Raw genomic sequence first — 12,644 nt, 5'->3', positions numbered from 1 at the left:
CGGTTCGGCAGGTCGGGGTCAGTGCCGGGTTCAGTGGGTGAAGCGATCGGGGTCGGCCGCCTGCCAGTCGGATGCCCAGCTACTGGGTGCCGATTCGAGAAGTTGTCCGGGTGTGAGCCATTCGTACAGTTCCGCGTAGGAGCGGACCGTGTGCGCGTTCACCCGCTGAAGCAGCATGTGGGGCCGCAGCCCGCTCGGGTCGTCGATACCCAGCGACGCCATGATCTGGAGCGCGCTCTTGACGGTTGCCCGCTGGAAGCGGTGCACGCGCCGTGACTTGTCACCGACGTCGACGGCGCGGGCGCGTCGTTCGTCCTGGGTGGCGACCCCGACGGGGCACGTGTTGGTGTGGCAGCGCTGTGCCTGGATGCAGCCGATCGCGAACATCATGGAGCGGGCGGCATTGGTGTAATCGGCGCCCTGGAGGAGCCGTTTGACGAGATCGCTGCCGGTGGCGACCTTACCGCTGGCCCCGATACGGATACGGTCGCGCAGCCCGACGCCCACGAGGGCGTTGTGTACGGCCATCAGCCCTTCGCCGAGCGGTAGGCCGACGTTGTCGGCGAACTCCAGCGGCGCCGCGCCCGTTCCGCCCTCTGCACCGTCGACGATGATGAAGTCCGGCGTGGTGCCTTCTTCCAGCATGGCTTTGCATACGGCGAGGAACTCGCGGCGTGAGCCGAGGCACAACTTGAATCCGACGGGCTTGCCGTCGGCAAGCTCGCGCATCCGGGCGAGGAAGCGGACCAGTTCGCACGGGGTGGAGTAGACGCGATGGAAGGGCGGTGAGTTGACGGTCTCCCCTTGCGGAACGCCGCGGACCTTCGCGATCTCGGCATTCACCTTGGCGCCCGGCAGCACGCCGCCGATGCCGGGCTTGGCGCCTTGGCTGATCTTCAACGACACGCATTTGACCTGCTCGTGGGCGGCCTTCTTGGCGAACTGCCCCTCGTCGAAGTCGCCGTCCTGCGTACGGCACCCGAAGTATCCGGTGCCGATCTCCCACACGAGATCCCCGTCGGGGCGCAGGTGGTACTCCGACAGTCCCCCCTCGCCGGTGTCGTGGGCGAAGCCGCCGAGCTGGGCTCCGGTGTTGAGGGCCAGTACGGCATTGGCCGACAGCGAACCGAAGCTCATCGCCGAAACATTGAGCAGAGCCATGTCGTAGGGCTGGGTGCAGTCGGGTCCGCCGATCCGGACCCGGGGCGCGTCGCTGCGCACCGGTCGCGGGGCCATGGACGGCGTGAGGAATTCGCTACCGGCCCGGTACAGATCGAGTTCGGTGCCGAACGGCTCTTCGGCGTCGGTGCCCTTGGCGCGCTCGTAGACAATGCTCCGCGTGTCACGATCGAAGGGGCGACCGTCGAAGTTCCGCTCAATGAAGTACTGCTGGAGCTCTGGTCGCAGCGCCTCCATCGCAAATCGGAGGTGCCCGAGCAGGGGGTAGTTCCGCAGGACGGAATGCCGACGCTGCAGGAGATCGTGCGCGGCCACCAGCGCAAGCACGAGCAGTGGGGCGGCCGCGGCCCACCACCCGGGCCGGACCAGAACGGCGGCGACCACGGCTCCCACTGAGAGCGATCCGAGCAGGGCGACCAGGAGTATCTTCAGCACATCGCGCTTGTTTCCCGAGGACCGGTCGCCAATCCATTTGCCATTCGCTGGTCATGCGGGCGGCGGTGGAGTGGTCCTGACCAACCCGCGCTGGGTCACCCCGAAGCGCTGCGTGCGGCGATCTTCCATGAGCCGCTGTTCGTCCCGGTCGGTACCGACCCCCATGAGATGGGCGGGCTGATGGGCGCCTTGTTCGGGGAGGGCATGGCGACGGGTGGACCGGCGGGTGCGCCGGAGGCTCTGCTCCGGTCGGCCTGATGGGCTTGGGGCGAGGAAGGCCTGGCGGCCTTCGAACGTAGGGGCCGCCGCAGCAGCAGATACTCCCCGACGTGTGCCTCGGTCCGGTAACCCTGGGCGATGGCCTCGTCGATCAGCTGGGCCTGCTGCTCGCTGTCGACGGGAAAGGTACGTGGGGCGGTGGTGTCGACGATGATCCATTCCGGGTCCGGCCGGCTGCCGGGCATGCCGAATTCAGTGACGGAGGTGCGGCCGGTCAGCTGGGGGACCAGCAGGTTGGAGGCTGCGACGGTGGCGCCGTCGGGGATGCGGGCCAGGATCCGGCGTGCGGCCGCGACCCGGGCGGGGGTGTGCCAGGCGCTCGGCTGGACGGCTTGGAACAACGGGAACGGCGGCAGCAGGAGCGCGGTCACCGCCGCGACCACGATCAGCGTGTGCCGCAGCAGCCGCTGATCGACGGGCTTGTGGACGAGGCCGTCGATCAACGCCGCGAACACGATCGGCATCAGCACTGCGCTGTACTGGAAGCGGGTTTCCCAGTACAGCGAGTTGTTCGACGAGAAACGCCACAGCAGCGTGGGTGCGGCAGCCCACACGAGCGGCGACCTCAGGGCCATGAACGCTGTGGGGGCCATCAGCAGCACCAGCGTGACGGGTTTGGGGTCGGGGGCGGCAACCAGGCCGACCGTGGACCGGTAGACCAGGGACGCGAAGCCGCCGGACCCCTCCGACACATAGTTCAGGTACGGGTAGCGCCCGGTCGGGTTGAAGGCGGGAATGATGACCAGGACCTCGAGGAGCGTGCCCACGACGCCCACGACTGCAGTCGCCAGCCCAAGCCTGCGCCGGCCGCGCCACACGATGAGCAGGCCGATGACCGCGACGGTCAGCCCGAGGTCCTCCTTCACCAGCAGCAGCGGCAGCGCCCACAGGGCAGCCGCCCGCGGCCGTCCCTGTCCCAGCGCGCACAGCGAGAACGACACGAGTGGCACGGCGAAGGCGACCTCGTGGAAGTCGAAGCCGACTGCGGAGGCGATCCCCCAGGACAGGCCGTAGCCCAGCCCCACGATCAGCGCGGCCACCGGCCCCAGGGCCCCCAGCGCCCACCGGGACAGCGGCGCCACAGCGGCCGCCATCAGCACGGCCTGCGCCAGCAGCAGCACGTAGGGGGACGGCCACAGCCGGTAGAACGGCGCCAGCGTGGCCACGATGGGCGAGAAGTGGTCACCGAGCTCGTTGTACCCGGGGCCCTTCAGCTCCACAACCGGCAGATCCCCATGCGCGTACGACCGCACCATCTGCTCGAAGATGCCCAGGTCGTAGCCGGAAGTCAGCATCCGCTGATGCAACCGCACCGAGACCACCACGTACACGACAGCCAGGACCCCCGGCATGGCCCACAGCGACCAGTGGACCCATTTCTTTACCGGTGACGGATCCGTCCGGAGGGCAGGGAGGACCTCGGCCGAGCGGCCCTGTCCACGGCGCGGCACCTCCGACTCAGCAGACACACCAGACCTCCCAGGCCCTTCCCGGGTTCATCCGATCATCGGTACCGCCGGCCCTCGCAGATCCCACTGCCCCGCCCGGGTACGAAGACCCTGGACGGCGCCCGCCGGACGGTATCGCAGACGAACCACCGCCCAGGCCGGCAGCCGCACACCCTCCGGACAGGCGAGGGGTGCCGGTCAGATCCTAGAAGCTCTTCCGTTACAAACCGGCATTTTTCGGGCCTCGCGTGTTCGACACTCGCCTCCCTCAACCCTGGCCGAGGTGGTGCCGGGCAACAGGTTCGGCAAGGCAGTCGGCGCCTGCGGGTCGCTTCGGTCGAGGGGCCGGTCGCCGTACTGCGCCACGCCGCGGTAGGCGCACAGCGCATGGCGGACACCGGCCCCCGCCCCGAATGATCCACTAATCCACGAGAAGCGCCCCAGAGGAACCAGCCGGACGCTTCTTCAGATCACCGACGAAGCGCCACCCCTGAGGTCACCTGAAGGCCCCGATGTTCCGTGCCGCCCAATCAGCGAAGGTGCGGGGTGGGCGGCCGAGGACCTGCTCGACGTCGGGGCTGATCCGCTGCTCGGCGGGGTTGGGCATGCCGAGGATGTCGAGGGTGGTCTCGACCACGGTCGCGGGCATGAACAGCAGCATCTGCGTGCGGGCCTCGTCGCGGGTCTGCTCGATGAACCGGATCGGCTCGCCGAGCGCGTCGCCGATCGCCTCGGCTTGTTGCCGCGGCGTACTCAGGGCAGGCCCTGTCAACTCGTAGACGTGCCCCGCATGACCGTCGTCCCGCAGGGCTACGGCGGCGACTTCGGCAATGTCGGCCGGATCGACGGTCGGCAGACCGATGTCCCCGAACGGCGCGGCGACGGTCCGCCTGGCCCTGACGGACTCGACCCAGGCGTACGCGTTGGAGTCGAAGCCGGCAGGCCGCAGGATCGTCCAGTCCATGCCCGACTGGCGGACGGCGTCCTCGAAGGACCGTCCCACTCCCCCATGTGATGCCGACTGCGGCCGGGTGGCGACTCCTTGGGAGGACAGCAGCACGACCCGTCCGACCCCGCCGGCTTTCGCGATGTCGAGGATGTCCTGCGGGCTCAACAGGTGCACACCGGCACCGGTGTCGTGCAGGAACAACGCGTCAGCGCCGTCAAAGACGGGCCGAAGGCTCTCAGAGTCGGCAAGGTTCGCCTGCCGGTACCGGACACCCTCCGGCACGTCCACACTCGAGACCCCTCGGGACACCGCCGTCACCTGCTCACCGGCTGCCGCAAGTGCCCGCACGAGCGGTCGACCGACGTTCCCGGTGGCTCCTGTTGTCACGATCACGATTAGCTCCCATTTCCATATGCACGGTGGTCATTCGGTCGTCATTCACGGTGGTCATTCAGGTTGGTTGCCATCGCCGCGCCCTCCGGCTCACGGCTGTCGTCCGTACCAGGCGACGAGCCGGTCGATGTCCGGCGCGTCCGCGTCGATGTCCACAACGGCGGCGAACGGCACCTGTCCACCGCGCGGTTCGGCAGGCACCGCGCGTCGCATGGCCGCGAGAGAGACCGCCAGCACTGCCGGGTCCCATGAGGGGCACTGCCCGGTGGCGGTGGCCAAGTCCCAGGTGTGCAGGGTGAACTCAGAGGTGTAGACAATGGCGGCGGCCGCACCCGGCAGAGTGCCGAACGGCAGGCGCAGCGGCCGGCTCAGGATCGTGGGTGGCGACCATACGGTCTCGACCTCGCGGGCGGCGGCGTCCCACGTCTTCGACCAGTCGCCGTCGGCGACGTCGTCCGCGATGGCCGGGATGCTCAAGGGGTCACCGCCGCGCCCGATTTCGGCAACCCTGCGCAGGATGGCGACGAGGTGGTTGGACAACTGCCGGACGGTGTACTCGGCGCAGGGCGTCGGTCCGTCGAACTGGTCGGGACGGACGGCGGCAAGAGTGCGTCCGGCCATGGCGACAGCCTTCGCGAGGTCCGGACGGGGATCGGCGCCAGGGGCGATTGCGCGTGTGGCAGTGTCGGCGGTCACCGTCTCGGCGACGTTCGTGGTTTCGGTCATGACCCCCATCCTGGAAGCCAAATAGGCCATCTGCTGGCCAGTTCCCCGACTCGAATTGACCTGGAGTTCGAACCTCATCAACGGCAATACAGAGGGGGACGCCATGCGCCGGATGCTGAAGACAGTCGCGGCGGGGGCTGCCGTGCTCGGCAGCGTGATCCTGGGCTCCAGCCCGGCCGTGGCCGCGCCGCAGGTTGATCAGTTCGGCGGCTGAGCCAATGAGCCTGTTCTCCCGTTGAGCGTGGTGAAGCACGAGGACGACGGGGACGATCGGGGTGACGTGCTCCGAGGGCAGCCCTGGTCTGCTCGCCGATGCAGCGAATCCCGGCCTGGGTGCTGTTGCGACGGCGCCGGCACCGCTTGCCCCGTCGGCCGGACGGTCTGACGGCCACCGGGTCCCAACCAGTTGCCCATGCGGAGCCAGGAAAGAGCTCAGGGCTCAGCCGGCCGCCCGCAACGGGCATCCGGTGCCGACGCGCGCGTCGAGGTCGGCCCGCAGGGCCGCAAGCTGCGCCATGCGCGCATCGATCACCTTGATCTTCTCCTCGAACAGCGCAGACAACGCCTCAGCGGTGTCTGGCGCTTCGCGCAGTTCCTCTCCGGTCCGTGCGATCTCGGCCAGCGAGAAGCCGAGAGTCTGTGCGGTGCGGACGTACTGCAGCCAGGTCACTGTCTCCGGCGGGAAATCGCGATAACCGTTGGCCAGCCGCTGACCTGTGACGAGGCCGATCTTCTCGTAGAAGCGAATGGTGTCCTTGGTCATTCCCGATTGCGCGGCCAGCTCTCCGATTCGCATAACCCTCCCCGTGGACCGGCGACTTGACCTTGGAGAGTACTCCACTGTTTACCGTCGTGGCATCGATGCCGGAGACCATCAGGAGCCTCGTCGTGAACCATGCTTTCGCCCCTTCCCGCCTCGCCTATCTTCGCGTCGTACGGGCCAGTGCCTGGTATGACCTCGTGGTCACAGCGGGATTTGCCACGCCGTGGACCTACGCGCTCGTGCACGGCGCGCTGTCGTCGCTGGGTGACGCGTTCGGGCTGGGCGTCCTGCCCGAACGCGACCCGATACAGACCCTGTACGCGAATCTGATGGGTTCGGTTGTGGTCGTCTGGGCACTCCTGCGGATCGTCAAGCCGCTGCCCGTGCATGGACTGCTCGACGGCGTCGCGCGCACGCTGTTCGCCGCGTGGCAGGCGTACGCGCTGGCCCACGGAGCCCCGCGCTGGCTGTGGCTGTTCTTCGCTGTCGAGGTGGCGTTCGGCATCGTCCAGCTTGTGCCGTGGTGGTGGGCTCGACGTACCAACCTCGGGGACGATCCCGTCCCTTGTCCGCCCAGCACGGCAGGTCGGCGTCGTTGAGATCGTCGATGATGCCGTGGGTGCGGGTGGCGGTCAGATCGTGAGTGGCGCCGGGCAGCGGGCGAGACCCACCGCAGCCGTCCGAACGGATCGGTCAGTACCTCCAACCAAGAGGCCGGTTGGGGCGGACACGGGCGAGATGACCAGAGCGGCACAGCCACCCGGCGGCGCAGACAGCCTTCCTTGACCGTCGCGATCACCAGGCTGACGCCTGGCGGATGCGGCGGCGCCGAGCGCCACGAGGGCGATGCCCAGAACGGCGGTGGTCGGCAGGGCGGGACAGGGCCTGCTCACGATGTGTACTCCTCCATGTCGGGATCGTGACGACTTCCCGCTTGAGCGTGGAAGCGGGAGACGACCGGCACAGCGTCCGGCACACGGTGTCTTCATGTGCACGCCGTGCACTCCACCGCTCATGCCCCGCCGTTCCCACGAGCACGGACACCGAGGGAGTTCCGAATCTGGACTCCACCTGTGAGGGAAGCGCAGTATCGGGTGTGAGGAGGCCGTGCGACCGGTAACCGGCGCCCGCCTCCCGGGGGACGGAGCGCTCGGCAGTTCCTCGGCAGCCGCCCCTGCCGGGAGTCCGCTCCGGGGGCATACCGGGGGCATACCGGGGCCGTACAACCGGTGCGAGCGCGGGCTCGCAGGGTGCCTGATCATCCCCGGCCGCCGCGCGGCACACAGGCCCCGACAACCGCTCCACCCCACAGCACCGCCGCTACGGGCGCAGTGTGCGCGCCCGCATCGGTGACGGTGCGGGAGGTGACTTCAGATGAAAATCCATACCGAGGGTCCTCGGCACTCCGTTGCCACCGGCACGGGACTCTCGCCGCCGCGCGTGGGCGCCGCCGACGCCGGACTGCTCCTGCTGCGGCTGACCGTCGGGCTGATCATGGCAGGTCATGGGGCCCAGAAACTGTTCGGCATGTTCGGTGGGGCGGGTCTCGACGCCACGGGGAAGGGGTTCGCGGCCCTCGGGTACGAACCCGGCGTCTTCTTCGCCGGGCTGACAGGCGTCTCCGAGCTCCTGGGCGGCCTGGGGCTGGCCCTCGGCCTGCTCACCCCGCTTGCCTCGGCGGCGGTGTTCGGCGTCATGATCAACGCCATGGCCGTGGGCGCCGACCACGGACTGTGGGCCGAGACGGGCGGCATCGAACTCCCCATGACCCTTGCTGTCGTGGCGCTCACCGTTGCCGCCGTGGGCCCCGGCAGCCTTGCGCTGGACCGCTTCTTCCCCTGGCGCGACGGCGGCTGGGGCCCTGCGCTCTTCGCCCTGTTGGCCGGCAGTATCGGAGCGATCATCGTGCTGATGCTGTAGGCGGTGCGGCTGCGGCGAACCCCGGAGGGCGCCGCCCGGCCCTGCCCCGACCGCCGCCGGTTGCCCGGTCGAGCGGTCGGGGAGGCCTCACCTGCCCTGCCTGTCACCCGGCAAGATCGCCCGTAAAGAGCGCAGCACAGTGCGTCCGTACGGGGTAAGCAGCATGGCGCCGGAAAGCGTGGCGGTGCCGGCCATAGCCACCAGCAGGCCCTGCGGTGAGTGCACTCCGAGCACGTCGAGAACGCTGAAGGCTGTCCCCAGAGGGAGTCCCAAGACGGTGAGGATGCCCAGGGCAGATCCGATCTGACGGCTTTCCTGGGTCTGAACGATCCGGTTGAGCTCACTGATTTCGGTGACGACCCGGTCGTAGCGAGGGATCAGTCGATGCTGATGCTGGAAGGCCAGGAACAGATCGTTGGTCCGGTTGTCCGCAGACAGCACCTGTTTCCAGTAGAGACTACGGAAGACGGCTAGGTCACTTTCCAAGGCGCCGAGCCTGGATGGAAGATCTTTGGAGCCCAGCGCCTCCGTTGCCTCACCGGCCAACTCCGCCAGACGATCGCTCTGCAGGATCCCGAATAGAAGGGTGTCGAGATAGAGGGTCCTTACATAGAGTTCGCAGACCGAGTGGAATGGATTGCCCGGCCGCAGGCCCACGAATGCCGCTCCTTGGTTGAGCACCAGGTTTTTCCACGAGGCGGAGTGGTTCATGGCGGGGCCAACGAGCTCTTCGTGACTGTCGGGATGCGGTGGATAGTCAGCGAGAGATGTGCGAGAGGCGAGTGTGAAGAGCCATTCGTCGGTGGCGTCCCACGGAACCCCGGCTTCCGCCGGGTACACCTGAGGCAGTGGCGCCTGTTCCGGCGTGACGAGGGCCAACGTGTAGGGCGCGTCCCACGACTTGAGGTGGACAAAAGGAAAGGCGGCACGGCCCTGCCACGTGATGGTGGCCACTCCGTCCAACAGCTCTGTGCCAGGAAGATTCCATGAGGGAGCTTTGGGGCGTCCCGCGAAAAACCGGGCGACATCAAGAACTTCGGAATCGTCGATTCGCAGGTGCATGATCACGAAGGCGTTCCGATCCCCGTCGGCGGCATCGACCAGTTGGAGTTCCAGTGCCTCCAACGTGGCGCTGCCGTTGTCCAGGGAGACGCGTCGGTGCCAGCGCCGTGGCGCTTCCGCGGTGCCATACAGCACCTTTGAAACAGCGGGGAGGAAATGAGACCTTCTCATCGCCAGATGTGCGCACAGACCGTCATGGAGCACTGGCAGTGGACCGTACTCCCAACCGCATGGTGGATCTTCCCCGACGAGCCTTGCAGGAAGTACCGCGATGAGGATGCGCCCCAAGCAGTCGGTGCTCACCATCCACCACCCCCTCCGGCGTTCTTCCCATGGCGGCTGCCTCTACTCACCAACGGTTTGCTGCAGAAGGAAGAACTCGAGGAGCTTGCCGCGGACGTGGGGACGTTGGTCTCCGCTGCGTATGCCGAGGGTCGGCAGCCGCTGATCTGCTTTCCCGGCCGGGATGCGGTGCGGGGTCGCCGGCTGGTCCCGCACAATCCGGCCTCGCGACTCCGGCCACTCTCTCGGGCACTTCTGCCTGCACCGCGCCCCTCGTATGGTGAGCCGTCACTTGTCTCCGGCCAGAGGGGAACTGATGGTGCGTAGAACGAGGCTCATCCGACACGCCGCAGCGTTCGCCGCAGCCCTGCTGCTCTCCGCCGGGCTCGCCCCGGCAGCATCCGCCGACGGCCCCCCGGCCGGGCCGAACCCGGTCGCCGTCCGGCTCAACACCTACTGGACCAAGGCCCGGATGGCGTCCGCACGGCCCGGCGACACCGGCCCACGCTCCGGGACGGGGCTGACGAACCGGGTCGTCTCCCCCACGGCGGACGGCCCTCGTCCGGGCGAGTACATCCCACCCAGCAAGAGCTTCGACGGCATGCCCCAGGCCGGCACCTTCTTCTGGAGCGACACCACCGGCACGGGGCGCACCTGCAGCGGCTCCGTGGTGCGCAGCCCCGGCCGCGACCTGGTGCTCAGCGCCGGGCACTGTCTGAAGGGCTACTCCGGCACTTCCCCCAAGCGCAACCTGGGCTTCGTGCCGCAGTATCACGACGGCCTCAAGCCCTTCGGCATCTTCCCGATCAGAAACAACGGCGTCTATGTTCCGCAGCAGTACTACGACCTGGGCGAGCACGCGGGGGCCGCGTACGACTTCGCCTTCGCCGTCACAGAGCCCAACCAGGACGGGACTCGACTCCAGGATGCGGTCGGTGGGGTGCGGCTGCTCACCGGGACGGGGTACTACCACGCGCCGGTGCGGATGATCGGGTATCCGGCGAGGGCGCAGAAGCCGTTGGAGTGCTGGAGCTGGACCACCAAGTGGGCCAGCGATGACGCGGCCGACCCGGGCACTTTCCCGCGCATCGCCTGCGACGCCTTCGTGGGCGGGACCAGCGGCGGGCCGATGCTGGTGCCGTGGCCGGGTGGCTGGGCGGTGATCGGGGTCATCGGCGGCTACCACACCGGCGGGAACACCCCCCAGGTCTCGTACAGCGCCTACTTCGGCGCCGCCACGCAGGCCCTCTACCGCGCCGCGATCACCGGCGCCCCGCCCGCAGGCCCAAGTTCCTGAGCCACAGCGGCAAAGCCTCATGCCCGCATTACCGTTCCGCCGCCGCTGTGGCGGGCAGCGGACTCACCCTGATCGCGTCAGCAGGCGTCGTCGCCACCGTTGTCGTACGCCACAACAGACCGACGGCGGCGACGCGAATGGCGACGGATCAGGGAGACGCTGCCGGAGCGGGGGCGCCCGGCGTACTGCTGCCTTGCGCCTGCCGGGCGGACAAGGGAGTGGCGATGGCCTCGAGGGGCTTGCGCTCCGCGGCCACGGCGAAGAAGACAGCCACCAGACCGGCCAGGACCATCAGTGAAGCACCGACGCAGAACGCCAGCACTGCGTCGCCCACGACCCCGCTCGCCGTCAGATCGGCGAAAAGCAGCGGCCCGGAGATGCCGCCCGCCGCTGTGCCGATGGCGTAGAAGAACGCGATCGACATGGCGCGGGTCTCCATCGGGAAGATCTCGCTGACGGTGAGATACGCCGAACTCGCGCCGGCCGAGGCGAAGAAGAGCACGACCGCCCAGCACACCGTCATCGTCGTGGCGTTGAGCCAGCCGTTGCTGAAGAACCACGCCGTAACGAACAGCAGAAGCCCCGAGAGGATGTAGGTGCCCGCGATCATCGGCCTGCGGCCGATGGTGTCGAAGAGCCGGCCCAGCAGCAGCGGGCCCAGGAAGTTGCCGAAGGCGATGGCCGCGAAGAAGTAGCCGGTCGAGCCGCTGGAGACGTCGAAGAACTTCACCAAGATCGATCCGAAGCCGAAGGTGATCGCGTTGTACAGGAACGCCTGCCCGATGAAGAGCGCGAAGCCGAGCGCCGCCCGCTTGGGATAGGAGCGGAACAATGTCCTGGCGATCTCGAGGAATCCGGTGCTGCGCCGCTGCTCGATGGTGATGGCTCCCTCGGGTTCGGGCAATGCCCGGCCCGTCTCCGCCTCGATCTGCCGCTCCACTCCGTCGACGAGCTGCTCCGCCCCCTGTGACCGCCCGTGGATGAACATCCACCGCGGACTCTCCGGCACATGACGGCGCACCAGAAGAATGACAAGTCCGAGTACGACTCCGAGCGCGAAGGTCAGCCGCCATCCGACGTCCTTGGGGAAGATGTCGGTGTTCAGCGCCACCACCGAGAGCAGGGCGCCGCCCATGGCCCCGAGCCAGTAGCTGCCGTTGATGATGAGATCGACGCGGCCCCGGTATTTGCTCGGGATCAGCTCGTCGATGGCCGAGTTGATGGCCGCGTACTCGCCGCCGATGCCGAAACCGGTGAGGAAGCGGAAGAGAAAGAACCACCAGACGGAGAAGGACACGGCGGTCAGCGCCGTGGCCGCGAGGTAGGCCGCGAGGGTGATCAGGAAGAGCCTTTTGCGGCCGTAGCGGTCGGTGAGCCGGCCGAAGAAGAGCGCGCCTGAGCAGGCACCGGCCACGTAGAGTGCCGCGGCGACACCGGTGACCTGCGCATCCGTGATGGGCAGGCCGCTGCCGTCCTCCGAGAGCCGGGCGGCGATGTTGCCGACTACGGTCACTTCCAGACCGTCCAGGATCCAGACGGTGCCCAGACCGATCACGATCATCCAGTGCCACCGGGACCAGGGAAGACGGTCAAGTCGCGCGGGAACCTTGGTGGTTATGGTCCCGGTCGTCGACTCCGCGGCCTGACTCATGGCCTGCCTCCTTCTTCTGTCGACGCCCTCGCCTGTGCGCCGGGCCTGCACCCGAGTACCCCCGGCTCAAAGCGTCAAACAGGGAGGTCGGCCCAACTCGGTGCGCAGGCGGGCGTCGTGCGGGAGCCTGTGTGCGGCAGGCAGACAGCCCACACGGCGTCATATCGCGGGCCGACCCCCGCCGACTGCGAAGCTCCCAAGACTCCCTCGTGCGCGCCCCGCCGCTGCCGGCTTACCGGTCGAGCCGTCCCAGCGGCCGG

The 12,644-nt window shown here is 68.2% G+C and carries 10 protein-coding genes; 3 read left to right on the top strand and 7 right to left on the bottom strand.

Translation table 11 applies throughout. The annotated features are described in order from the left end of the window. Positions 1 to 30: 30 nt before the first annotated feature. The 5 genes from OG966_RS38935 to OG966_RS38915 all read right to left on the bottom strand — a co-directional run bounded on the left by OG966_RS38935 (position 31) and on the right by OG966_RS38915 (position 6,205). Positions 31 to 1,614, bottom strand: coding sequence for an FMN-binding glutamate synthase family protein (locus tag OG966_RS38935; RefSeq protein WP_326654840.1), 1,584 nt, complete (start codon positions 1,612 to 1,614; stop codon positions 31 to 33). Positions 1,615 to 1,709: 95 nt separating this feature from the next. Beyond that, positions 1,710 to 3,362: a DUF2079 domain-containing protein gene (locus OG966_RS38930; RefSeq protein WP_326654839.1), complete on the bottom strand. Its 1,653-nt coding sequence runs from the start codon at positions 3,360 to 3,362 to the stop codon at positions 1,710 to 1,712. A gap of 475 nt (positions 3,363 to 3,837) precedes the next feature. Further along, positions 3,838 to 4,683, bottom strand: coding sequence for an NAD(P)H-binding protein (locus OG966_RS38925; RefSeq protein ID WP_326654838.1), 846 nt, complete (start codon positions 4,681 to 4,683; stop codon positions 3,838 to 3,840). A 90-nt stretch (positions 4,684 to 4,773) separates the two neighbouring features. Next, positions 4,774 to 5,409, bottom strand: coding sequence for a TIGR03086 family metal-binding protein (locus tag OG966_RS38920; protein WP_326654836.1), 636 nt, complete (start codon positions 5,407 to 5,409; stop codon positions 4,774 to 4,776). 439 nt (positions 5,410 to 5,848) lie between these two features. Next, positions 5,849 to 6,205, bottom strand: a complete 357-nt coding sequence (locus OG966_RS38915; RefSeq protein WP_326654835.1) for a MerR family transcriptional regulator — start codon at positions 6,203 to 6,205, stop codon at positions 5,849 to 5,851. Between the two features lie 92 nt (positions 6,206 to 6,297). On the opposite strand from OG966_RS38915, the gene OG966_RS38910 reads away from it, so the two are divergent. Together OG966_RS38910 and OG966_RS38900 are read left to right on the top strand one after the other, a co-directional pair. After that, positions 6,298 to 6,771 (top strand): hypothetical protein, encoded by a 474-nt coding sequence (locus OG966_RS38910; protein ID WP_326654834.1) that lies wholly within the window; start codon positions 6,298 to 6,300, stop codon positions 6,769 to 6,771. 775 nt (positions 6,772 to 7,546) lie between these two features. After that, the gene (locus OG966_RS38900; protein ID WP_326654833.1) at positions 7,547 to 8,092 is read left to right on the top strand and encodes a DoxX family protein; all 546 of its coding nucleotides are present in this window, start codon (positions 7,547 to 7,549) and stop codon (positions 8,090 to 8,092) included. An 87-nt stretch (positions 8,093 to 8,179) separates the two neighbouring features. On the opposite strand, the gene OG966_RS38895 is transcribed toward OG966_RS38900, so the two are convergent. Further along, positions 8,180 to 9,460 (bottom strand): hypothetical protein, encoded by a 1,281-nt coding sequence (locus OG966_RS38895; RefSeq protein WP_326654832.1) that lies wholly within the window; start codon positions 9,458 to 9,460, stop codon positions 8,180 to 8,182. Positions 9,461 to 9,752: 292 nt separating this feature from the next. On the opposite strand from OG966_RS38895, the gene OG966_RS38890 reads away from it, so the two are divergent. Then, on the top strand, positions 9,753 to 10,733 hold the full coding sequence (locus tag OG966_RS38890) for a trypsin-like serine peptidase (RefSeq protein ID WP_326654831.1): 981 nt from the start codon (positions 9,753 to 9,755) through the stop codon (positions 10,731 to 10,733). Positions 10,734 to 10,881: 148 nt separating this feature from the next. Here OG966_RS38890 and OG966_RS38885 read toward each other — a convergent pair whose 3' ends face one another. Then, positions 10,882 to 12,384 (bottom strand): MFS transporter, encoded by a 1,503-nt coding sequence (locus OG966_RS38885; protein WP_326654828.1) that lies wholly within the window; start codon positions 12,382 to 12,384, stop codon positions 10,882 to 10,884. Positions 12,385 to 12,644: the final 260 nt, after the last annotated feature.

The sequence above is a fragment of the Streptomyces sp. NBC_01750 genome (assembly GCF_035918095.1).
In the GTDB taxonomy this organism is placed as follows: Bacteria; Actinomycetota; Actinomycetes; order Streptomycetales; family Streptomycetaceae; genus Streptomyces.
Note: the sequence above shows the minus strand (reverse complement) of the source record. Positions and strands in the feature narration are given on the sequence as shown.

Coding starts and splice junctions, on each gene's coding strand:
- OG966_RS38885 (WP_326654828.1), bottom strand. CDS start 12,384: ATGAGTCAGGCCGCGGAGTCGACGACCGGGACCATAACCACCAAGGTT.
- OG966_RS38920 (WP_326654836.1), bottom strand. CDS start 5,409: ATGACCGAAACCACGAACGTCGCCGAGACGGTGACCGCCGACACTGCC.
- OG966_RS38915 (WP_326654835.1), bottom strand. CDS start 6,205: ATGCGAATCGGAGAGCTGGCCGCGCAATCGGGAATGACCAAGGACACC.
- OG966_RS38895 (WP_326654832.1), bottom strand. CDS start 9,460: ATGGTGAGCACCGACTGCTTGGGGCGCATCCTCATCGCGGTACTTCCT.
- OG966_RS38900 (WP_326654833.1), top strand. CDS start 7,547: ATGAAAATCCATACCGAGGGTCCTCGGCACTCCGTTGCCACCGGCACG.
- OG966_RS38890 (WP_326654831.1), top strand. CDS start 9,753: ATGGTGCGTAGAACGAGGCTCATCCGACACGCCGCAGCGTTCGCCGCA.